Raw genomic sequence first — 23,049 nt, 5'->3', positions numbered from 1 at the left:
TCACACTTTTAGAAATGGTTTTCGATTGGTAACCGCACAGTAAAAGTAGACCCTTTCCCCATGGTGGAACTGACTGAAATCTCCCCTCCATGAGTTCTCACAATACTGTAACTTACGGACAGGCCCAAGCCCATGCCGGATCCTTCGGAAGAACTCTTGGTGGAGAAAAAAGGATCGAATATATTTTCTATTATTTCATCAGAAATTCCAGGCCCGGTATCCTCGAATTGCGCCTCAATGAAATTTCCCACGCTTCTGGTTCGAACCGTTAATGTTCCTCTTCCTTTCATAGCGTCAACCGCGTTTAAGGCAAGGTTCATGAAAACCTGTCGCATCATGCCCGCGTCAACCTGCGCATCTGGAATTGCGCTCTCATATTCCTTAATAAGAGTAACTCCCAGGAAACGTTGCTGACGAACGATTATCTCCAAGGTCCGGTCCAGAACTTCATTGATGGATCCCGGTGTTTTCTTTACCGGTGTCTCTCGCCCAAAATCGAGGATGCCCTGTACTATGTTTCTGATTCTTGTGGTTTCATTAACGATTATTTCCAGATCTTTTCGTGTTTGTTCATCATCCTTGAACCTCTTGAGCAAAAGACTACCGAAGGTTAGGACTCCGGTTAAAGGCTGGTTGATTTCATGAGCTATTCCTGCAGACAGTTGTCCCAAAGATGAAAGTTTCTCGGATCGCAGAAGCTGCCTTTCCAGTTTTTTTCTCTCTGTCAAGTCAGTAAAGATTCCAACTGATCCGGATTCTTGAGATCCCTCATACAATATCGCCGCCGAAATAAAGACAGGGATAGAGCGGCCGTCTTTGTGCAGGATTTCAACTTCTCTCTTCTGGAGCACCCCCTTACCTCCAAAATCCTGAGATCTCAAGTCTTTCATAATCTGTTTCGCCACTCCTGAAGGGTAGAGGTCGACTATATGCATCTTGCCTACAACTTCATGCTTTTCGTATCCGAGTAATTTCTCAGCCGCTGTGTTGAAAATAATTATTTCCCCTCCCTTTTTTACACACACGATAGCGTCCGGAGAATTTTCTATTATGTTCTCACGGAACTTGTAGGCCCTTTCCAACTCGTCATTGGCTTCCCTAACCAGGATCTCCAGGTTCCGGGTATATTTTCTGAGTTTCTTTTTAAGTCCGAGTCTTTCAAGAGATCTTTTGATGGAGAGAGATAGAATCTCATGGCTAACAGGTTTTGTCAGAAAGTTGGAGGCCTCTTTTCTCAAGCATTCGATGGCCATGTTCATATCACCGTGACCGGTAATCATAATGACTTCCGTGTCAGGTCTTTCGGACTTTATCTTCGAAAGAACTTCTATTCCGTCCATCTCCGGAATGCGGGCGTCTATTATAGCTACCTCCGGACGCTCTTTTTGAAAGATTTCAAGAGCGGACTTGCCGTCTCGCGCTGTCAGAACTTCATATCCATCCAGCTCTAGGGTCATCTTCAAGAGATTAAGTATGCTGATTTCATCATCCACAAGCAGTATTTTTGTCATACAGTTTACCCCTTGGACGTCCTGGGAAATGAAAGCTTGATGGCGCACCCGGGCGCCGGTTTATGAACTATCTCAATGGATCCATTGTGTTCTTTTACGATTCCGTAACTGATCGCAAGGCCGAGCCCAGTCCCCTGCCCTGTCTTTTTTGTAGTGAAGAACGGCTCAAATACCTTTGATCGCAGACTCTCGGGAATCCCGAGTCCAGTATCTGATATGGTTACGACCACTTTTTGGTCCTGCACGCTCGATTCAATCATCACACGATGCTGGTGAGGTTCCTGTGTCTGGCCTTTCTCGGCGCGCTGCTTCGAAATAACCGCGTCTCGAGCGTTTATTATTAGATTTATAAATACTTGCTCAAGTCTGTTCAAATTCCCTCTGATTTTTGGAAGCTCATCGGCCAGATGGAGAATAAACTCTATGTTGTGGGCCTCAAGCTGGGTTTTCAAAAGAGAAGCGGAATTCCGCAATGGCACGTTGATATCAAGAATATCGAAAGATTCGTCTGTCTTTCGTCCAAATTCTCTCAAGTGATTGATGATTCCGGAAGCCCTTTCTACGTTTTCGTTCAACTCCTGAGTGACCTTGAGAAAGTCTTCCGCCGGTACGGATCCTGTCGTTCGAGCCTTTTTTGTCAGGTAGTCACAACCGATACGGATCACATACAAAGGCTGGTTAAGTTCATGCGCGATACCGGTGGCCATTTCTCCCAGCGTCGCCATCTTGCCGGCATGAATCAACTTTGCATGTTTTTCGAGTTTTTCGGTTGCGTCCCAAGCAGCAATCATCAAGGCCGGCCGATTTTCATATCGCGCTGCGCTAGCCTGAAAATTGATCACGAAGACCGAGCCTGATTTTCTTCTTCGTCTTAGTATAGGGAGGGGCGCAATCTCATCCAAATCAATATTTTGCAGGAGTGATCGGGTAGACTCGCGATCACCTTCAGGAGCCAAATCATCAAAATTCATCGCTAGGAACTCTTGCCTGATGTATCCGTATTCTTCCTCAGCACGGGCGTTTACATCGAGAATCTTCATAGTTTCAACATCGATCACAAAGATCGGTGTCGGTCCATTGTCGAACAGAAATCGATAACGGGCTTCAGACTCTGTCAGCCTGGCTTCCGAGGCTTTCAGATTACTTAACATGCGGTTGAATGATGAAGTTAATTGATAAATTTCATCTCGTGAATCCAGTTCCGACGTAGCGCTACCATATTCCTCACTAATTTGGTTATCAGTCAGACCAGTATGAAACGTTAAGCTAGCTGAGGTCTCACGGCTAATCTGATCAGCCTTTTTGGTCAAATCTCTGAGCGGTTCCGTGATTTTCTTGGAAATGCGGTCTATAAACAGCCATCCAATCGCGATAATGATGAGGCTGGCAAAAAAATGGATCAGTTTAATGTGCTCAATTACAATTGTTTCCTGATGCAAACTTGGAAATATGGTCGAGGCGAGGATCGCGCCGATCACTGTCACCAACCCTATAAGCAGGACCAAAGCGCTAATGAGAATTCTATTCTTGAATGAAGTCAGAAAAAGGAGATTCTGCCGGAAACGAGCCGGAACCCTGGTCTGGATTCTCCGGAACAACTTCAAAAACAGTCCCGGTTCATGATGGACGATCAGGGACGCTCCCCTGGATACAGAGTTCACAGGGCGCCTCTCCTCATCAGCCTCAAAGGCAGTAGCCGATTTCGCCGTCATTGCGCTTTTTCAACGCCTTTCCGGAAACACTAAATCAGGAAATGTATTTTCTCATTCCCTCAATGTCCTTGCGCATGGTTTCGTATAGAATCGCGTTTTCCACAGCCAACGCCGCCTGACCCGAGAATTTGGAAATAAGCGTCATTTGCTTTGAATCGTATTGTCGATCTGAGGTGGAATAGAGCCTGAGACAACCGATTATTGCTCCTCGAACTGACAATGGCATCGATAAAATTGAAGCTATCCCTTCCTGACGAGCTTCGTCAGGGTACTGAAGTCGAGCGCCAAACGAATTTTCCGTTACGAAGGAATATTTTCCTGTCGACTGAACCTCCGAAATGCTTCTTGTCGCGTCCAGGGAGCCTTTGCTGACGTACTCATCGCTCAAACCACAGGATGAAGCCAGTTCATAAAAGGGGCCATCCTTTTGACGCACGAGCACGGACGCGCCCTTAACCTTTAAAATATCTTTCGATGAGGAACAGATGAGATCAAGAATCTTCTTGAGATCAAGGCTGGACATCAGAGCCTTTTCCGACGCTTCATAGACTGTTTGAGCTTCCTTGTCTCGTCGTAACATGAAAACCTTGTCCAGCGCCCTTTCAGTTACCTCAACAAGTTCATCCGGAGTAAAGGGCTTTGGGAGATAATCAAGAGCGCCGAGTTTCATGGACTCTCGAACCGATTCGACCGTAGGATAACCAGTAAACATTATTACGCCTGTGTCGGGATATTCCGACGCTACGGCCTCAATTAACTCCATACCGCTTCTGTCCGGCATCATAAGGTCAGTTAATACCAGATCATATCTCGTTGTCTTTAGAAGATCGATAGCCTGATCAATCCTTGAAGCTGTCTCCACTTTAAATCCTTGCTCTTCAAGAATTCTACGGACACTTTCAAGTACAATCTGTTCATCATCAACTACCAGTGTAATGGCTTTGAAATTACCCCCAGAGTTCATACCGACCTCCTTAAAATTATCCCGTTAAGCAATCGATACAGTAAAAAAGATACAATCGGTTTTTATTTCAAGAATATTTCGTTGCAAATAAAGTAATCAATTCCTGACTACCTTTGAAGACAGGTTACATGGAAAGGTTGAATCAAACATTTCTCAAAAAAATCTGTTACTCGAATTCGGCGCCATTTTTGTTTTTCGAACGCTAAGAATGTAATGAAGCAATAAAACTTGAGCGAAACACTCTTATTCAGCTTATCTCAACCAATCCTACGGGATCAAGAAAAGATTTTGAATCCATGATTTTTGTTTGACTCCTCATTGTCCCCAGTTTAATATGTATGTTGGGGTTATAGTATATCAACAAGGCAACCTAATCTCCTTTCATTTCTCCGGAAGGAGGGACGGGCAATGGATCTCGAAAAAAGAATCGATGATCTGATTGAGGCTGGGTGGCATGTGCTGGACTCCGAATATGACGAAGCTGCTTTAGTCTACTGGAAAAAAACCGCGAGTGAGTTCTTTGTCGATTTTCTCGGACGCCGTCACAGCGTGACCGAAAGTTTTATTTGCCTCTCGCAGACGAAATACGGTTGCGGATTGTCTGAGAATTCGGCGCATGTCAATCGGCATTAATAACAGGAGTTCCCGGCGCATGGTATTTTATCAGTCCGATATGTAAATTACCTTGCTGCCTTGTGGCTCAAACTGAAACGGTAATTCCGTTAGATCGGAGAGGCTTTGTCTAACACGCAAATGGTTCTGAGGCTCAACGTAGAACAACAGGAACCCACCACCACCCGCTCCTAGCAGTTTTCCTCCTATCGCGCCGGCGGTTCTAGCTCTTTCGTAACAATTGTTTATCGTGTCGTTGGAAATTTCCTGCACGAGGCTTCTCTTAAGCAACCACCCATGATGCAAGATTTCTCCAAATTCGCTCAATGACTTGGGTTCCCTCAGCGTTTCAATGAGATCTTTACAAAGGTTCTTCATCGATCTCAGAACTTCCATCTTGTTGCGGGTTTCCGCCTTCTGAACTTCCAGGATGTCTCCGGCCCTACGGGTGACTCCGGTGTAGAAAATCATAAGATTACCTTCGAGGGCTTGCCTGGTAGTCGTAGAGCAAATGACCGGATCTACAAAGACACTTTCATCAGGATTAAATCTGATATGCGATATACCACCGTACGCTGCGATGAACTGATCCTGTTTTCCTATAGGGTCATTAAGAATTTCTATTTCAATTTCACAGGCCTCTTCCGCCAGTTTCTTGCCGGACACGGCCTCACCCTTGAACGTGTGTAACGCATGAAGCAGTCCCACAGCGTACGCGCTCGATGATCCCAGGCCGGTTCCGGAAGGGATATCAGCCATTGAGGCTATTTCAACCCGGTCGGTGACCCCTGTCATTTTTAGCGCTTCCCTGATTATCGGGTGTCGGACTTCCTCAACTGAGTTCACGAGTTCGGTTTGCGAATATTTCAGAGAAATGCTGTGTTCGAAATATCGGGTCAGGCGGTTGATGGTGATATAGATGTATTTGTCTATGGTCGCGCTGACTACCGCCCCTTCTTCATGTTGATAGTAGGAACGGAGATCAGTGCCTCCCCCACAAAAACTCACTCGAAATGGTGTACGCGTGATTATCATTGTGAACCTGCCATGCGGAATGCAAACAACCTGGATAAGCCCCGGAAATTTCTATTATTTGTAAATATTAATTGCTTGTTGGTTTGTCTAGCCGGAAGCCAGGCGGATCTGAAAAGCGCCAAATCTCGTTTTATATATGCCCCGTCCCAAAGACCGCATTCCGGGAAAAGTTTTCTTCGGGACGGGGTATACTTCATCCCTCCAGTCACCACAAAAACAAAAAAAATAAAATCCGGAAGCGGCGAAAACCGAAAATATGGGAAGTAGGACAATTGAGTCAAGGCTTTTCTTTGATTTCAGCGCTTCCGGTATTAAACGTCATTCTTATTGGTCAACCATAAGCTTTTGGAACATCGACAAATCAACGCTTCCAAAAAAAATAACAACAGGCCGTCAAAAATCCGCCGGAACTATGCAATCAGTTCTTCTCAATCCGATCCTTGATCGCCTTTCCAAATCCTGAGCATGAAACCTCTTTCGAACCGGGCGTCAGCCGGGCAAGATCGTATGTAACGATCTTTGATTGAATTGTTTCGGCCAGGGCTCTTTCAATCAGTTCAGCGGTCTCATCCCAGCCTATCCGCCGGAACATCATGGCCCCGGAAAGCAGCATTGATCCAGGGTTTACTTTATCCTGTCCAGCGTACTTCGGAGCGCTGCCGTGAGTGGCTTCAAAAACGGAGCAAGTGTCACCAATATTAGCCCCGGGGGCCATTCCCAAACCACCAACCTGGGCCGCCAGCGCATCAGAGATGTAGTCACCATTCAGATTCGGGGTAATCAGCACTTCATATTCCTGGGGCCGAAGCAAAGCCTGTTGAAACATCGCGTCCGCAATTCGGTCGTTAACAAGTATCTTCCCATCGGGGATACGACCACCAAATTTTGAGAAGAGATCTTCTTCAAAAATAGCTATATCCGGGAATTCGGCCCTTACCGTTTCATAACCCCAGTCCCGGAACGCTCCTTCCGTGAACTTCATTATGTTACCTTTGTGAACCAGTGTAACCCTTTTCCTTCTGTTATCAATGGCGTATTTGAACGCCATCCTGACCAGTCTCTTTGTCGCTGAAGGACTCATGGGTTTCACGCCAATACCGGAATCCAGGGGCAAATGTATCCCCATCTCCTCCTCAAGAAAATTTATCATCTTGACGGCTTCAACAGACCCGGATTTCCATTCAATCCCAGCGTAGACATCCTCTGTGTTTTCCCGGAAAACAACCATGTCCACATCCTCGGGTCTGATCATTGGAGACGGTGTGCCGGTCACATATTTGACAGGTCTTACACATGCGTACAGATCCAGTTTCTGTCTGAGTGTCACGTTGAGGCTTCTAAAACCACCACCCACAGGAGTTGTTAACGGTCCCTTTATGGCGATAACGCATTTCTTGATAGCCTCGAATGACTCTTCAGGAAAGTAGGAGCCAAATTCTTTGAAGCTCTCGGCTCCTGCGTATATTTTCCACCAGTAGATTTTTCGGCTTCCCTTGTAGGCTTTCATGACAGCCGAGTCAAAAACTGGTCGAGAAGCGGCCCAAATGTCAGGTCCCACTCCATCGCCTTCGATATAACCGATGACCGGGCTATCCGGCACGTCAAACCCAAGACCTTCTTTATTAGTTGTTATCCATCGTCCGGCGCCGGGTTCTTTCAACTTGTGGTCCATTTAATGATTCACTCCAAATCTTTTTGCGCCGCGACAAACGTGGTCCACGGCGGGGTTAACTTTTCATTCTTTATTTCAAATCCTTGCTCCTGAAGCAATGTTTTCAGCGTGAGCGCCTGGTCGGAATTGATTCCTGAAACCACCCAGGTCTTGATCAATGATGTTTCCTTTAATACGACTATGTCTCTTAAAACGCTGAACGGCAAATTCGCCATCACGAGATCATAGCCACGATTCAGGAAAATCCTGGCTTCTCCTTCCCGCGTCTCAATGATGTCGTCAAATCCGTTTCGACTCACATTTTGTCTGGTCGCTTGCACTGCCAGCCGGTTCTTGTCCGCGGCCACAACCTTGGAAGCCCCTAGTCCGGCTGCGGTTAGAGCCAGAATCCCTGAGCCTGATCCGAGGTCAAGAACTGATTTGACTTCATCCTTTTTCATGATGTCAACCATGAATTCGATACACGCAACGGTTGTCGGATGATTTCCATCTCCAAAGACAACCGATGGATCAAGAAATATCGAGTTTTCATCGTGAGCGTTTTCCCGAAACGGGACAAACCTCTGTCCGGCTATACTTAACCCAACATCCGGGATACCTTCCTGCCAATCCTTGTATCTCATCTCATGTCTTGAACTGAGGATGGCGTCGCACGACGAGCACAAACCTTCCACGTAATGATCTTCGGGCTCCAGAAAGAATACATAAGAAAAATCGTCCTCATTCCAGACCCCAATCAACGTATTGGGCGGGTCCGGCAGAAAATCCGGAAGACTGCTTTTTATTTCATAGATAAAGAGGGTCTTTTCAGGGTCAATCATTGGATATCACTCGACGGATCACATTTTACCTTTTCAGATAACGCGGACTGAATGGGATACAAAGGTTTCCCCCTCATCAGTTCCGTAACAAGTGGATTTAACCTGTGGATGGCTATCCATTCAATCACTGGAACACAAACAGCGTCTCCGAACCCAAAAAAAGCCTGGCTTGCAGAGGAAGGAAGATTGTTATCGCCCGCCCCCATGAGCCTCGCGCATTCCAATGGCGTGAGTAGGCGAGCGAAAAAGTCGCCTTTACCGGCCTTGACAACAATCTGTTTGGCGCTACCTCCTCGAGGAGTTCTCAAACAGCCGGCGATCCCGTCGGTACGCAGTTCGGCCATTGATTTGCCGTTCCTTATTCGTCTGAAGACCGTTCCATAGGACCAGCTTGATCCTGACATCATCAATTCGGCCGCCTTTCTATGCCTTGGACTCATCTGACTGAGTAAATAAGCGGCCCTTTTCGGGCTCCACCATTCAGGGGATTCATCTGGTGGGTCATGAATAATGTCAGTCAGCGTTAATCCGGATGAAGTTATTTGGGGCATTTCCCTGATGTTCCAGGCAATCTCCGGATTCTTATTGATAAAGTCTACTAACTTTTTCGGCCTAAAATTGGACTCGAGCGCCCGTACGGTTAACTTATCCGTTGTCTCGCGTGATTTGTCGAATATTTGAGCTATGACGAAAAGCCTGAGCCTGCTTTGCGGGACAAACCACACGGCGTCCACCAAAAAAGGGTCAACCGAATATCCCAGATTATTCAAAGCCATCATGGCGTCCCTAAAGTCTTTGCCGTTGTCGGAATTGAGAAACCCAGGCACATTCTCTATAAGGACTATAGGGGGACGTCTATAATTCATTTCCTCAAGCAATCTCATGAATTCCCAAAATGATGACGATTTTTTTCCGTTAAGTCCGTTTCTGGAACCGGCCACAGACAGGTCATTGCAGGGAAACGAAGCAGTCGCAAGTGTGACGTCCGGGATCCTGTCAGCGGAAATTTTGTGGATATCCTGTAAGTCGACAAGGTCGGGTTTGTCTTGAAATCTTTGCGAGTACATTCTGTATTTGTTGCGGTCAATATCGTTCGCGTAAGCCACTCTCCAGCCGTGACGCTCCAGAGCCATCCGTACAAGACCTATCCCTGCGAAAAATTCCGCAAAATTTTTCTGGGGAGCGAGACTGAACGATGTTGGTTCGACAGGTTTTTTGTTTATTTCGCATACAGCGGCAAGGCAGTTTTCCAAATTTTTCTTGATGTCGCTCTCCCAAAACCTTATTACTCTCCATCCTTGCGAAAGGAGGATTGAAGTGGATCCGCAATCACGATCCATGTTTCTACGAATCTTGGCAAGCCAGTATTCGCGGGATCCAGTTTTAGTAAATTGATCTTCAAGCGAAGACAAATTTCTTCGGCTCCACTGGCCTCCATGCCAGAAATCCCCATCGATAAAAATAGCGAGTCTTAGAGAAGGAACTACAATATCCGGTTTGCCCGGCATGTCCTTTGCGCATAGCCTGTATCTTATTCCCCTCCTCCAGAGCGCCTTGCGAAAAAGCAATTCGGGACCGGTGTCCCGTGAGCGCACGCTTCTCATTATTTCGGAATTATTTCTTGGCAATGCGTTATTCGTCAATGGGCTTTGGAACTAGTTCAAGGATATGGAGCGCCTCAAACAAGGGATAAAACTCCGAAAAAGGTAAATTTAACATAAAACTTTGTAATATTTTATGATAAATTTGTACAATATCGTGTGAAAGTTTGTAATCACATCCGTTCTTTTCCTCAGAGGGTCGATGAAAAAGGTCATATTGGTCCTTACAATTTGCATGGCGCTTCTGGGTTCCAATCTTATGGCCAGTGATTCGCCGCTCATCCACGTGACTTTTCTCCCTCAATGGATCCCTCAAGCTCAGTTCGCCGGCTACATGATGGCTTTTGAGAAAGGTTTCTACAAAGACGCCGGCCTGAATGTGGAATTCCTGGTGGGTGGCCCAACGAATCCGCCTCTGGAGGCTTTGGAATCCGGTCAGGCGACCTTTTGCACGTCCTGGGTCTCAACGGCCGTTCAAAAGCGCTCCTCTGGAACGAAGCTGGTGAATCTCGCCCAAATTATTCAACGCTCGGCCCTGATGCTGATCGCCAGGAAGTCTAGCGGAATTAATTCGCTTGAAGACCTTAACGGCAGGCGGGTCGGCCTCTGGCAGGGAGATTTCAGGATACAGCCTCTCGCATTGTTCAAATTACATCATCTCAACGTAATTGAAATACCGATGTACAGTTCCATAAACCTGTTTCTCAAGGGAGGAGTCGATGCAATATCGGCCATGTGGTATAATGAGTATCATACCATCCTAAACAGCGGCTTTGACCCCAAGGAACTAACCACCTTCTTTTTCAGTGATTACGGTCTGAATTTCCCGGAAGACGGGATCTATTGTCTCGAAAAAACTCTGAATGAAAACCCCAAAGTCTGTGAAAGTTTTGTTCAGGCATCCCTGAAAGGCTGGGTTTATGCGCTGGAGCGCCAGGACGAAACCCTCGATGTGGTGATGAAGTACACCCACGCTGCACACACGGGAACAAACCGGGCCCATCAGATGTGGATGCTGGCCCGTATGAAAGATTTAATTTTTCCGGATGGAGACAGGGCCGTTCTCGGGAAGCTTGATCAGAAACAATACCTTCTGGTTACAGACACGCTCCGGTCGCTGGGATTTGTGGAAGATCATGTGAGGTTTGAAGATTTTTATCGGGGAACCAAATGACTGGTCGTTTCCATAGTAGTATCGCGTTAAAGCTGACTCTCCTGGTTCTGTTAGGCGCCGGAATGGTTTTCGCCCTTGTTCTGACTTACAGTTATGTGAGTTCTCGACAGATAATACTGGATGAGTCCAAAGATGGCGCCCTAAATCTGGCCGTCGGAATGTCCCGTAAGATTGAACAGGAGTTCCTGGCTGTGGGAAAGGTTTCCAAAAGTTTCGCAGGATTTCTCGAAACCTCGAATTGGGATGAAAAAACCCTTTTGGAAACACTTCGACGGATGGTGGTAGATAATTCGGAAATTTACGGCATGGCAATGGCCTTTCAGCCTTACGCTTTCAACAAGAATATCCTGAAGTACGAGCCATATTACTATAAAGCGCCGGATGGTCTGAAATTCTCCAATGGGGACGCGCCGGGGCAAAGCTATTTTCAGCAAGACTGGTTTTACATTCCCGTGCAATTGAAGACTCCTGTTCCAAGTGAACCATATTTCGACGAGAGCGCAGGAGGCGTTTTATTAGTGACTTACTCATACCCATTCTTTGAACTTTCAGAAGATGGGAAACAACTTGGCGTGCGGGGGATAATAGCCTCTGATGTAAGTCTTGGCTGGCTGGAAAAACTTGTAACCAGTGTTAATGAGACAAAAGACGGTTTTTGTTTTGTGGTTACAAACACGGGAACTTTTGTGGCTCATCCGAATTCCGATTATGTGATGAAAGAGTCATTGTTCAGCCTGGCAGAGTCGCATGGTGATGAACGGTTACGGTCTATAGGAAGAGAAATTCTCGGATCAAAGAAAGGCTTTATAGACGTTGGCTCAAGTCTGGGAGGACAGGATTCGTTTCTAGCCTATTCACATATTTTGTCCACGGGCTGGGTATTCGGCGCAGTATTCCCTAAAAGCGAACTGTTTTCGGAAGTTGATCAGCTTCACCACAAGACCTTTATAGTGAGTATTTTAGGGATTGGGCTTCTCGTTCTTGTTAGCGTCTTTGTAGCGAGATCCATAGCCAGACCACTCAAAGAGATGGCGGCCGCTACCAAAAAGGTCGCTGTCGGGGAACTCGATATTGAACTGAAGGCTGCAAATCGCACCGATGAAGTTGGCTTGCTGGCCCAGTCATTTACTCAAATGGCCCAGGGACTGAAAGAACGGGATTTCATAAGGGACGCGTTTGGCCGATACGTCACCCAGGAAGTTGTCAACAGGCTGCTTCAGTCTAGTGATGGGTTAAAACTCGGTGGCGAGATCCGGGAAATATCGATGATGATGTCTGATATTAGAGGCTTTACGGCTCTCACAGCAAATATGAATCCTGAAAACATAATCACTCTTCTTAATCGTTATCTGGGAAGAATGGTCGACACGCTGATCGATTTCAGAGGGATTATTGATGAAATAATAGGAGATGGGATACTTGCATTTTTCGGCGCCCCTGAACCACTCGAGGATCACCCTGAACGGGCCGTGGCGTGCGCTTTGAAGATGCAGGAAGCAATGGCCGAAATAAACGCCTGGAACATAGCCGATGGGCTGCCCACACTCGAAATGGGAATTGCGGTTAATACAGGAAACGTAGTTGTTGGAAATATCGGCTCGGATAAACGGAAAAAGTATGGAGCAGTAGGGCCGGATGTCAATTTCACAGGCAGGATGGAATCCTTTACTGTCGGCGGCCAGGTCCTTGTATCTCAATCAACTTACGACCGCCTGTCGGATATCCTTGAGGTTAAAGACATACTTGAGATTGAAATGAAAGGCTTTCAGGGAAAGGTCAAACTTTATGATGTGATAGGAATTAGAGGCAAGTACACGGTTGCTCTGAAGCGCCTTGAGGAAACTCTCAGAGTTCTCGAGAAGCCAATAACTATGACTTTCTATCGGCTGAGCCAAAAAACCGTCTCGTCCCACGGAAACCCAGGAACGATGAGACAAGTTTCCCATAGGGAAGCTGTTATGACCTGCCCTGAGCCCCTGGAGCTTTGGGAAAACGTGATGATAGTACCTCATGACGAAAAGGGAGAAATCTCCGAAGCCGTAATTTACGCCAAAGTAATTTCACTTGAAGCGGTTGATGGAGTTCATTATATCAAGACGCACTTTACGTCCGTATCCCCAAAGGCTCTCCACGTCCTTGAGAAGGCCGTCTGACCATCTTCATTCTCCGTCATTCCTGACATGACAGGCGTCAGTGTCTGTGATTCTTTTATTGCGGTCCGGTTGAACCTTACCGTTAGACGCCTGAGACCCTGGCGCCACAAATTTCCTGGATTGGAACTGAGGATTATATTATGGAGAGATACTTGTTCGTAGTTTCCGTTTATCAACCCAGCATCAAGGAGAGGTGGTCATGACCAGAAGACGTATCCTCGTTTTTTTTGGAGTCATGCTGATTGTAATTCTGGGCGCCGGTTTTCAAGCGTTTGTAGGGCCTGTCGGGGCATCTGAAAGCGTGGAACAGGAACGGACCTGGTGCATAAAAGAATGTAAGGACAGGTATGGCGTAGATCTGATGTGGCGAGGCGGCGGCGCAGATAGCATGTGGCGGCTCTATTTCAAGTGTATTGAGGATTGTGAGAAAAAAGCCTGGAAAGAGTGGCAAAAGGACATGGATAAAATCGAAAAGGAGTGATTTCATCCATGTTCTTCGCTGTTTCACACAGGTTTCACGTTGCAGGGAACAAATCTGTGAAGGGGTGTTCCCGCAATCGGGTCCCTGTTAGCGCTTTTGGTTAGGCGGTTTATATTGGCCCCAAACTTTACGCCTGCGTGAATCAGGCCAAAACCGTGGGGCATGATTACTTGACCCTGTCTAGCGGTGTCGGTGACTTCCAGTTCAATTTCTTCCGAGCCCGCTTCCGTGGTTATCTTAACCATCTGACGGTCTGCGAGGCCAAGGCTCGCAGCGTCTTGCGGGCTCATCATTAATGTGCACACCCGGCTCTTGCCCTCGTTCCAGGCCGGGTCCCTCATAATCGTGTTGGCGTTGTAGTCTATGTGGCGACCGGCCGCCAGTATGAGCGGAAATTCATCATTCGTACGCAACGCGATCTCTTCAGTTTCAGCGTTAATATTGTTTACAATCTCAGCCAACTCCGGAATCAGAATATTTATCCGCTTATCCTCAGTTCGAAGTCCATTCCACTGATTTGAAGTATCACACTTGCCGATCCAGCTTCCTTCAGGGCGCTCAAGAATGTTTTTAAAGATTTCCTCTCCCATTAGCGGCCCAGGATTGAAACCAGCCCGCGCCGCATCCTCCCTGAAAGACTTCGGAGCAACCTGTAACAACCCCCACAGTGCAGCGAGGTTTACTGAGCCAAGAGCTTTACCGAGCGTCTTGCCTAGAATGAACGGCATGAATTTCATTGCGCGGGGCTCGTTCTGGGCAAAGGCCATAAGCTGCATGCCAAAATTCAACCTGTCTCCCGAAGCGGCGTCTTGAAGTTTCTGGGGAATTTCCGGGAGCAATCCCAGGCGTTCGGCCAAAAGTGTCATGATTTCGCTCTCTTCAAGGCAATCTCCCTCACTTTCAACCACCGGACGCCGCATCTGAAAAAATATTCCAGGATAGTTCCAGGCGAAAAACGTCCCATCCCATTTTTCATAAGCAGACTTTGCGGGCAGTACGTAATGAGCGAGGCTAGCAGTCTCTGTAAAAGCCACATCGATGACTACCAGTAAATCAAGGGCGGCAAAAGCCCGTTCATAGGCCGAAGTATCGGCGTATGATCTCAAGGGATTGGAGCCGCTGACAAAGACTGCCCTCAGTCTGTCCGGACTATCAGCCAAAATTTCCTCAGGCATGACATTCGGCGGGAATACGCCCATGATTGCAGGGAAATCCGTGGCAGCCGTACGCCACGTCCTTGGATCGCGTTCGTCGGAATGCGCTCCTATCGGCATGAGGCTCCCAGGCATGACATTTCCTCCAGGGGCGCATATCCGCCCGCAGATTGCCAGCAGGATCAACTCGAGATAGGACGAGACGGTGCTATGTCTCCCCATGAGGATTCCAAGATCCGAGTGATATGACCAGTTGCGATTAGCCAGGAGCCGACACAATTCCCTGACCTGATCATAATCCAGGCCGCATAGGCTAATGGCTGAACGGGCGTCAAAATCGACGAACATTGGCTTGATCGATTCGAAACCGCTCACATGCTCCGCAAGATAGTCTTTCTTTTCCCAACCCTCTTTAAGAATGACGCTTATCATAGATCTAAACAGCAGAGCGTCAGTCCCGGGACGAATCGCCAGATGCATGTCCGCAATCCGGGCTGTCTCAGAAAGTCTGGGATCGATTACCACAAGCAACTTTTCAGGGTCTTCGGAAATTCGTTTCAAATGCCTTCGAGCCTGAGGCATCTGATGGCTCATCATGCCGTTCCAGCCGACCGCCAACAACATGTCCGTATCTTTATGGTCGGGCACGGTCCAGAAATATTGTCGTCCGAAGCCTCTTCCATTTACCCAGAAATAGCCTGTCAGTTCCTGCGAAAGGGCATTATAATGATAGTGCGATCCTAGACCGCGAAGAAGCCGTACTCCAAATGCCGCCTCAAAATGGCATCCCTGCCCTCCGCCACCCATGTACGCGATGGATTTGGGTCCGTACGTTTCCCTTGTGGATTTGAGCTTTTCAGCGATTTCTTCCACGGCCTGATCCCAGGAGATTTCTTCAAACTGGTCGCCTACCCGCTTGAGCGGCTTCTTGAGTCGATCCGCATGTCGCTGATAATGGGCTATTTCCAGTCCTTTGCGACAACAGTAACCCTCACTGCGCGGATTTTGTTTGTCAGGACGGACCTTGATTATCCGGTTGTCTTCAACCATCACTTCAAGGCCACAGTTCTGGGCGCAACATACACAGCTTGTTTTTTGCCACGATGACATGTCACCCTCCGTTAAGGTTCACCAAATAGCTTGTATACTAACTGTTCTACATAAAAATTAAGCCCGTTATAGCTTTCAGAAACCGGTCCAGAGCATAAATAGTTATGCCGAGCCTTTAGTTCGGAATCATCTGAAGGCGGCGGACCGAATTTTTTAAGCGTCTGGTATATAAATCGGATCAATCACTCCTTATAAGGGACCGCTGACCTTATTTAGTATACTAAATATCTTTCGCTAAATCCTTTGTCAACCAAAAATCGGAAATTAAACTCTTTTGTAATGAACAAGAATCTTGCTTATACTATGTGAACCACAAACAGAAAGTGGCGCATAGGATAATTCTATTGTCAGGAGTCGGGAATTAATCAGATTTTTCTTGACGCCAACCGCCGAATAATAGTTACACAACTTCTGCAGAATCTTTTTCAGCCTTTTTCCACAAAATGTGAAGGAGTTTTGTATGCCCTACCGCCAACTGGATGGTCTGAATATTTATTATGAGGTTCACGGACAGGGGACGCCTATCGTCATGATAAGGGGTCTGGGCAGCAACGCGGACCACTGGTACGCCCAAACGCCAACTTTTTCCCGATATTTCCAGGTCATAACATTTGATAACCGTGGCATAGCGCGTTCCAGTGACCCCGGCGGAGACTTCACCGTTCCAATGATGGCCGCCGATACCCTGGCTCTTATGGACGCCCTGGCCCTGGAACGGGCCTATGTCATGGGACTCTCCATGGGAGGTATGATTGCCCAGGAGCTGGCGATCAATCATCCCAATCGAATTAAGGGTCTGGTTCTAACTTGTACCCATTGCGGCGGAGCTGAACAAATCGGACCGAGCGCCGAAGTGGCGGCTCTGTTCAGGGAAATGGTCCTGGAAGGGACCCCTGAAGCCAAAATCAAGGCAGCGCCCACCCTGTTCGACAGGCATACTCTGGAACATTCCCCGGAAATTCCTGGATACTACTCTGAAGTATCTCTTAAACACCCGGCCAAACCTGAGATATTGATCAAACAGTGGCAGGCGGTTCTCGGACACGACACTTTCAACCGCCTGTCGGGAATAATCGCTCCAACTCTGGTTCTTACAGGTGATTCCGACTTGCTCTTCCCACCGGCCAACTCGAAAATATTGTCGGAGAGAATTCCCGGAGCTGAACTGCGGGTTATCCCCGGTGGAGGCCACCAGGTCTTGATCGAACAACCTGAGTTATGTAACGAGGCGATACTGGATTTTCTGAAACGTTGCGAAAATAATTAAATGAGCAATCGGGTAACATTCAATGGAGCCCCAAAATGACTCTCACACACCTTGATAAGCCGGGCGCCCCGGCCGAAAAGACGCCGAAGCCGCTATCACTCCTTGCATTCCTCACCCGACTGATCTTGTTGTGCGTTTTGCCTCTTGTGCTATTGGCAATTTATCTCGCGGTCGACAATGTTAGAACCATGCAGGCAAAGAGCGACCAGGAGGCGGAGCATCTCGCTGAAAACATAGCGACCGCCATTGACCTTCAAATGCGAGGGCAGATTGGAAGCTTGGAGGTGCTGGCCGCTTCGCCGCTGCTGGATGATCCGCCCCGATTGAACGAGTTCTACAACCAAGCCAAGGCCTTTCGTAAAAGCTTCGGGGGGAATGTCATCCTCGCCGACCTGTCAACTCAAATGCTCTTCAACACCCAGGCGCCTTTTGGAGAAACGCTCCCGAGACTTCTCCGCCCAAGAGGCCACGCCGCGGTTCCGACTATGTTGGAAACCGGGAAACCCGCTGTTGGAGACATGTTCATCGGAAAGATAACCAAAGACCCTTTGATCGCAATAGCGGTACCGGTTAAACGAGATGATAAAATCAGGTTCATCCTGCTCAGCGTTGTCGAGACCAGCCAATTCCAGAAGCCCCTGGACGAAGTCTCGCTTCCGGCCGGCTGGTCCCTTGCGGTCCTCGACGGCAAGGACGAGGTTATAGCCCGCCGCTCCCCCACGGAAACCGAAGGTAGCTCGGGCGCCACGACCCTATCCGGACGCTTCGTGGCCAAATCCGGAGTTTCGCACTGGTCTGTAGTTCTGGAAATCCCTACCAGCGTCTATCGCGCGCCGATCATGACCGCAGCGACAGGGCTGGCGCTAACAATACTGATGGCCACATTGTTGAGCGTCCTTGGCGGACGGATGGCTAGCCGCAGACTGGCTAACTCGGTCGTAAATCTGGCGGAATCACCATCTAATCCATCACGCCCTGTCATAGCCGAGATCGAACTGGCTCGCGGAATACTGCGTGAAGCGGAGCGGGCCCGAGAGGCCGCGGTGAAGACGCTGCAGCAAAGGGAAGAAACCCTGCGACTGTTCATCGAACATTCACCCGTGGCTCTGGCCATGTTCGATCGCGACATGCGCTACCTCGCTGTCAGTCAGCGCTGGATTAAAGATTATCGTCTTCGGGATCACGACATTTTAGGCCAATCAGACTACGACATTTTTCCCGACATTCCGAATCGTTGGAAAGAGGAGCATCTCATTGGGCTTTCCGGTGAGGTCGTAACGGCATATGAAGACTGTTTTGAGAGGATGGACGGTTCAGTTCAATGGCTGCGGCGGGAGATTCGCCCCTGGCGCGCGTCTGACGGCGGAACAGGCGGGATAGTGATCTTTAGCGAGGACATCACCGAGCGTAAACGGGCCGAAGCGGCGCTCAAAAAAAGTGAGGAACGTCTACGTCTGGCTCTGGACGCAGCAAAGGCAGGAGCCTGGGAGTGGGACCTGGGGACCAATAGGAATTTCTGGTCCGATGAACTATGGGCCTTGTACGGACTGGAGCCGTATAGCTGCGAACCTTCGTACGAGGCATGGCTTGGGACGATATATCATGATGACCGCGCTGCGGTGGAACAAGCCGTCCAGGAAATTAGCTCCACAGGGGCGGAACTGAACGCGGAGTGGCGTGTTTTAGGCCCCAAAGGTGGTGAGCGATGGTTAATGTCAAGAGGGCGTCCGGTTTACAATGACCAGTGTCAGGTTGTCCGTTACATCGGTATCGTCATGGATATCACTGAACGCAAGTGGGCAGAGCATGAGCTGAGTAAAACAATAGTGGATCTGGAGCGTTCGAATATGGAACTTGAACAGTTCGCATACGTGGCGTCCCACGACCTCCAGGAGCCTCTTCGTATGGTGGCGAGCTACACGCAGCTTCTAGCGGAGCGTTACGGGGAACAACTCGACGATAAGGCTAAGAAGTTCATTGAATATGCGGTGGATGGCGCAGTGAGGATGCAGCGCCTCATTCTCGATCTTTTGACTTTTTCACGGGTGACGACACGCGGATCGAAATTACAGATTGTTGACAGTAACGAAGCTCTTGGGATGGCGGTCACCAGTCTGGGAGAATCGATTCGTGAATCCAACGCTCTGGTGACGAATGATGAGCTTCCACAGGTGATGGCGGACCAGACTCAATTGGCTCAAGTCTTCCAGAACCTGGTCAGCAACGCAATTAAGTTTCGAGACCGGAAACCGCCGATGATTCATATATCAGCGCGGGCGGATGGCCCCAATTGGCTTTTCTCGGTTAGGGATAACGGCATCGGTATCGATCTGCAATACAAAGACAAGATATTTGTTATCTTTCAACGCCTGCACACCAGAGAAGAATACCCAGGCACCGGAATTGGGCTCGCCCTTTGTCAGCGCATTGTCAACAGACACGGCGGGGAGATCTGGTTTGACTCAAATCCGGGTCAGGGATCAACCTTTTACTTTACGATACCCAAGATAACAAAGGAAGGTCAGGATTATGGGACTTAAACAGGGTTTGCGACTCATCGACATTCTTCTTGTAGAAGACAATCCTGGTGACGCCGATCTGGCGCGGGAAGCGCTGGAAGGGAACAAAATGTGCAACCCGCTCCGTGTGGTCAAAGATGGCGAGCGGGCCATGGAGTATTTACGTCGCAAGGGTGAATACGCCGGAGTTCCTCGACCTGATGTGATCCTGCTCGATCTCAACCTGCCCCGGAAGGACGGCAGAGAAGTCCTGGCTGAGATCAAGGCCGACGAAGACCTGAAATCCATTCCAGTGGTGATCCTCACTTCGTCTGTAGCCGAAGAGGATGTTCTGAAGAGTTATAATCTGCACGCCAACTGTTACATCACAAAGCCGATCGACCTCAGCCAGTTCTTTAAAGTGGTGAGAGCAATTGAGGCGTTTTGGCTTGGCATCGTGGCGCTGCCACCTCACAGGGACATAAAATGATCGACCGCGTGCGAGTCCTGCTTGTGGAAGACAACATCGGAGACGCCGATCTGGCGCAAGAGTACCTTTCCCACGCGCATCAAACCGGTTTCGATGTGTTGAGTGTGACTCGCCTGGCAGCCGCGCTTGAACTCCTGGAGCGAGAGAGAATCGATGTCATTCTCCTGGACCTCGGGTTACCTGACAGCGCCGGTCTCGAGACCCTTTCCCGCATTCTCAAGGCGGCTCCAACCGGAGCGACAGTCGTATTGACCGGGCTTGACGACCACCATACAGGGCTGGGCGCCATTCGGATGGGGGCCCAGGACTATCTCCCGAAAGGCGACCTTACGCCGGATCTTTTGATCCGAACCGTTCTTTATAGCGCCGAGAGGAAACGATGGCAGGATGAACTGCGGCAGAGCGAAGAGCGTTTTGCAAAGTCATTCAGGAATAATCCTGCGTTTCTCACGATTGTTCACATGGGTACCAACACGGTTCTGGAAGTCAATGACGCATGGACGAGAGTCTTCGGCTACAGACGTGACGAGGCGATTGGGCGCACGACCGTAGAGTTGGGAATCTACGACGCTGAAACGTACAGCAAGATCATGGAGGAAGTCAGGGACAAGGGCTCCGTGCGGAACGTGGAAGCAACCGTAAGGAACCGGACTGGCGAAAATCGGGTGGTTTTAGTCTCGCGCGAAGTCATTGAAATAGGCGGAGAACCCTATTTACTGGCGATGGGTTTGGACATCACCGACAGGAATAGGGTAGAAAACGCTCTTCAGGAAAGTGAACAGAAGTATCGAGCCACTTTCGATACCGCCTCGATCGGCATCGACCTGGTGGATCGGCATGGAAACTTCATGGAAGTGAACTCAACCTTGTCTCAGTTTCTTGGTTACACACCAGACGAACTTCGGCGCCTTACCATAATGGACGTTACTCACCCAGAGGATGCGCTCAGCTCCAGGGAAATGCACGAAGCCATTGTTAGAGGAGAAACAGATGGGTACCGTCTGGAAAAACGCTATGTGCGAAAGGACGGGGAGAGCGTCTGGGCGGACACAGCGGTATCAGTGATTCGAGACGCTGACGGCCGATATAAGGCAACGGTGGGGGCAATCCGTGATATCACGCAGCATAAGAAATCCGAGCAAGCCCGTATCCGTTTGGAGGCGGCCGTAGAGCAGTCTGTTGAGACAGTTGAAATAACGGACGCCCAAGGGACGATAGTGTATGTAAATCCCTCCTTTGAAACAACTACGGGATATTCTCGCGAAGAGGCTATGGGAAACACTCCCCGTATCGTCAAAAGTGGTCATCACAATGAAGAATTCTACAAACGACTGTGGGATACGATTACCAATGGGAAGATCTGGACCGGTCACATCATAAACAGGAAAAAAGACGGCTCGTTGTTCGAAGAAGATGTATCCATTTCCCCTGTAAAAGACCATTTAGGGAAAATTGTGAACTTTGTCGCGGTCAAGAGAGACGTCACCAATGAAGTCTCCCTGCAAAGACAACTTCAGCAAGCCCAGAAGATGGAGGCCATAGGAACTCTGGCAGGAGGCATTGCCCACGATTTCAATAACATCTTGCAGGTGGCGTTGGGATATTCCGATTTGATCATTGGGGATGAGGGATTTCCGCAACGCTACAAGGCTGACGTGCAAAAAATCAGTGAAGCGGCGAATCGCGGGGCCCACCTGGTTCAGAGACTGCTCACATTCAGCAGGAAAACAGAGTTCAAGCCTCAACCCCTGAACTTGAATCATCGAGTCGTTGATTTACGCAAAATGCTGGATAGAACCATCCCCAAGATGATTGAAATACAGACATTGCTGAGTGAGGACGTCGCTGCGATCAGCGCGGATCCAACTCAGATAGACCAGGTCCTTATGAACCTTGCGGTAAATGCGCGGGACTCGATGCCCAATGGAGGAAAACTCACATTTGAGACCGGCGACGTCATCATAGATGAGGAATACTCCAGGACGCATGCTGACATTCAACCCGGTCGCTACGTCCTGGTGAGCGTCTCGGATACCGGTTCCGGAATTGACGACGAAACCCTGGAGCATATCTTCGAGCCCTTCTACACAACCAAAGGCGTGGGCAAGGGGACAGGACTGGGTTTGGCTATGGTCCACGGGATTGTAAAGCGGCATAAAGGACATATCAGTTTGTTTAGCCGGCTTGGCGCAGGAACCACCTTCAGGATCTATTTCCCGGCCCTTATCCCGGAAATCGAGGTTGCGGACTTGATCGCGGCGCCAATGCCTCGGGGAGGGTCAGAGACCATTCTCGTCGTCGAAGACGAACAAATGATTCGCGATCTCTGCGTCAGATTTCTTACCCAGGCTGGGTACAAGGTGATTGAGACTACTAACGGGTTAGACGCCCTGCAGGTGTATCGGGAACGAGGCGGAGAGATAGCCATGGTCCTTCTGGATCTGATCATGCCTGAAATGAGTGGCATGCAGTGTCTCGAAGGGCTCCTGGCCCTCAATCCGTCTGTAAAGGTAGTGGTCGCCAGCGGATACGTCGCAAACGGCTCCGTCCAGGATGCCGTGGCTAATGGGGCGAAGAGGTTCATCAACAAGCCGTACGCCGTTCGACAGGTCCTGGAAACCGTCAGAGCGGTTCTGGACTCGGAATGAGCTTTTTATGGCTATTGGCGATGACAGCTTGTTCATGGTCCTTAAAATAGTGCGACAGCGCGAGCGCATAAGCCGCTGGAAACTGATTTAAGCAATTTTCGCAATGCTCATGGACGGCTCTGGTTGACGAATCTTGGCGTAAACCT

The 23,049-nt window shown here is 48.8% G+C and carries 16 protein-coding genes; 8 read left to right on the top strand and 8 right to left on the bottom strand.

Going from position 1 to position 23,049, the window contains the following annotated elements:
- Positions 1-8: 8 nt before the first annotated feature.
- The 3 genes from WC647_15880 to WC647_15870 form a co-directional block, all read right to left on the bottom strand.
- On the bottom strand, positions 9-1,511 hold the full coding sequence (locus WC647_15880) for a response regulator (GenBank protein ID MFA6223789.1): 1,503 nt from the start codon (positions 1,509-1,511) through the stop codon (positions 9-11).
- A 5-nt stretch (positions 1,512-1,516) separates the two neighbouring features.
- Positions 1,517-3,172, bottom strand: coding sequence for an ATP-binding protein (locus WC647_15875; GenBank protein ID MFA6223788.1), 1,656 nt, complete (start codon positions 3,170-3,172; stop codon positions 1,517-1,519).
- Positions 3,173-3,257: 85 nt separating this feature from the next.
- A complete protein-coding gene (locus WC647_15870) occupies positions 3,258-4,187 on the bottom strand; it encodes a response regulator (protein MFA6223787.1) in 930 nt (309 codons plus the stop codon).
- A gap of 408 nt (positions 4,188-4,595) precedes the next feature.
- Here WC647_15870 and WC647_15865 point away from each other — a divergent pair, with 408 nt between their 5' ends.
- On the top strand, positions 4,596-4,820 hold the full coding sequence (locus WC647_15865) for a hypothetical protein (protein ID MFA6223786.1): 225 nt from the start codon (positions 4,596-4,598) through the stop codon (positions 4,818-4,820).
- A 30-nt stretch (positions 4,821-4,850) separates the two neighbouring features.
- Here WC647_15865 and WC647_15860 read toward each other — a convergent pair whose 3' ends face one another.
- The 4 genes from WC647_15860 to vsr all read right to left on the bottom strand — a co-directional run bounded on the left by WC647_15860 (position 4,851) and on the right by vsr (position 9,955).
- The gene (locus WC647_15860; GenBank protein MFA6223785.1) at positions 4,851-5,834 is read right to left on the bottom strand and encodes a GHMP kinase; all 984 of its coding nucleotides are present in this window, start codon (positions 5,832-5,834) and stop codon (positions 4,851-4,853) included.
- Between the two features lie 418 nt (positions 5,835-6,252).
- Positions 6,253-7,506: an isocitrate dehydrogenase (NADP(+)) gene (icd, locus tag WC647_15855; GenBank protein MFA6223784.1), complete on the bottom strand. Its 1,254-nt coding sequence runs from the start codon at positions 7,504-7,506 to the stop codon at positions 6,253-6,255.
- An 8-nt stretch (positions 7,507-7,514) separates the two neighbouring features.
- Complete coding sequence (locus tag WC647_15850; protein MFA6223783.1) at positions 7,515-8,327, bottom strand: 50S ribosomal protein L11 methyltransferase; 813 nt, start codon at positions 8,325-8,327, stop codon at positions 7,515-7,517.
- Complete coding sequence (vsr, locus tag WC647_15845; GenBank protein MFA6223782.1) at positions 8,324-9,955, bottom strand: DNA mismatch endonuclease Vsr; 1,632 nt, start codon at positions 9,953-9,955, stop codon at positions 8,324-8,326. The genes WC647_15850 and vsr overlap by 4 nt, the downstream gene beginning before the upstream one ends.
- 175 nt (positions 9,956-10,130) lie before the next feature.
- Between vsr and WC647_15840 the strand changes: the two genes are divergently transcribed.
- The 3 genes from WC647_15840 to WC647_15830 all read left to right on the top strand — a co-directional run bounded on the left by WC647_15840 (position 10,131) and on the right by WC647_15830 (position 13,736).
- A complete protein-coding gene (locus WC647_15840; protein MFA6223781.1) occupies positions 10,131-11,102 on the top strand; it encodes an ABC transporter substrate-binding protein in 972 nt (323 codons plus the stop codon).
- Positions 11,099-13,255, top strand: a complete 2,157-nt coding sequence (locus WC647_15835) for an adenylate/guanylate cyclase domain-containing protein (GenBank protein MFA6223780.1) — start codon at positions 11,099-11,101, stop codon at positions 13,253-13,255. The genes WC647_15840 and WC647_15835 overlap by 4 nt, the downstream gene beginning before the upstream one ends.
- Positions 13,256-13,454: 199 nt before the next feature.
- Complete coding sequence (locus tag WC647_15830) at positions 13,455-13,736, top strand: hypothetical protein (protein MFA6223779.1); 282 nt, start codon at positions 13,455-13,457, stop codon at positions 13,734-13,736.
- 23 nt (positions 13,737-13,759) lie between these two features.
- On the opposite strand, the gene WC647_15825 is transcribed toward WC647_15830, so the two are convergent.
- Positions 13,760-16,000, bottom strand: coding sequence for a molybdopterin-dependent oxidoreductase (locus tag WC647_15825; protein ID MFA6223778.1), 2,241 nt, complete (start codon positions 15,998-16,000; stop codon positions 13,760-13,762).
- A gap of 460 nt (positions 16,001-16,460) precedes the next feature.
- On the opposite strand from WC647_15825, the gene WC647_15820 reads away from it, so the two are divergent.
- From WC647_15820 to WC647_15805, 4 genes are read left to right on the top strand one after another with little or no spacing between them, the layout of a single operon-like run.
- Positions 16,461-17,267, top strand: coding sequence for an alpha/beta hydrolase (locus tag WC647_15820; GenBank protein MFA6223777.1), 807 nt, complete (start codon positions 16,461-16,463; stop codon positions 17,265-17,267).
- Between the two features lie 35 nt (positions 17,268-17,302).
- Positions 17,303-19,807 carry an ATP-binding protein gene (locus WC647_15815; protein MFA6223776.1) on the top strand — a complete coding sequence of 835 codons (2,505 nt, stop codon included), beginning with the start codon at positions 17,303-17,305 and terminating at the stop codon, positions 19,805-19,807.
- Positions 19,797-20,255 carry a response regulator gene (locus tag WC647_15810; protein MFA6223775.1) on the top strand — a complete coding sequence of 153 codons (459 nt, stop codon included), beginning with the start codon at positions 19,797-19,799 and terminating at the stop codon, positions 20,253-20,255. Before WC647_15815 ends, WC647_15810 begins: the two co-directional genes overlap by 11 nt.
- Positions 20,252-22,903: a PAS domain S-box protein gene (locus WC647_15805; GenBank protein MFA6223774.1), complete on the top strand. Its 2,652-nt coding sequence runs from the start codon at positions 20,252-20,254 to the stop codon at positions 22,901-22,903. Before WC647_15810 ends, WC647_15805 begins: the two co-directional genes overlap by 4 nt.
- The last annotated feature ends 146 nt before the right edge of the window (positions 22,904-23,049 follow it).

Source organism: Desulfomonilaceae bacterium (assembly GCA_041662605.1).
Lineage (GTDB): Bacteria > Desulfobacterota > Desulfomonilia > Desulfomonilales > Desulfomonilaceae > CAJBEZ01.
Note: the sequence above shows the minus strand (reverse complement) of the source record. Positions and strands in the feature narration are given on the sequence as shown.

Bases quoted from the DNA above. Each gene is read 5' to 3' on its own strand.
- WC647_15870 (MFA6223787.1), bottom strand. From the start codon at position 4,187: ATGAACTCTGGGGGTAATTTCAAAGCCATTACACTGGTAGTTGATGAT.
- WC647_15810 (MFA6223775.1), top strand. From the start codon at position 19,797: ATGGGACTTAAACAGGGTTTGCGACTCATCGACATTCTTCTTGTAGAA.
- WC647_15865 (MFA6223786.1), top strand. From the start codon at position 4,596: ATGGATCTCGAAAAAAGAATCGATGATCTGATTGAGGCTGGGTGGCAT.
- WC647_15850 (MFA6223783.1), bottom strand. From the start codon at position 8,327: ATGATTGACCCTGAAAAGACCCTCTTTATCTATGAAATAAAAAGCAGT.
- icd (MFA6223784.1), bottom strand. From the start codon at position 7,506: ATGGACCACAAGTTGAAAGAACCCGGCGCCGGACGATGGATAACAACT.
- WC647_15830 (MFA6223779.1), top strand. From the start codon at position 13,455: ATGACCAGAAGACGTATCCTCGTTTTTTTTGGAGTCATGCTGATTGTA.
- WC647_15815 (MFA6223776.1), top strand. From the start codon at position 17,303: ATGACTCTCACACACCTTGATAAGCCGGGCGCCCCGGCCGAAAAGACG.
- WC647_15860 (MFA6223785.1), bottom strand. From the start codon at position 5,834: ATGATAATCACGCGTACACCATTTCGAGTGAGTTTTTGTGGGGGAGGC.
- WC647_15835 (MFA6223780.1), top strand. From the start codon at position 11,099: ATGACTGGTCGTTTCCATAGTAGTATCGCGTTAAAGCTGACTCTCCTG.
- WC647_15825 (MFA6223778.1), bottom strand. From the start codon at position 16,000: ATGTCATCGTGGCAAAAAACAAGCTGTGTATGTTGCGCCCAGAACTGT.
- WC647_15880 (MFA6223789.1), bottom strand. From the start codon at position 1,511: ATGACAAAAATACTGCTTGTGGATGATGAAATCAGCATACTTAATCTC.
- WC647_15820 (MFA6223777.1), top strand. From the start codon at position 16,461: ATGCCCTACCGCCAACTGGATGGTCTGAATATTTATTATGAGGTTCAC.
- WC647_15840 (MFA6223781.1), top strand. From the start codon at position 10,131: ATGAAAAAGGTCATATTGGTCCTTACAATTTGCATGGCGCTTCTGGGT.
- WC647_15805 (MFA6223774.1), top strand. From the start codon at position 20,252: ATGATCGACCGCGTGCGAGTCCTGCTTGTGGAAGACAACATCGGAGAC.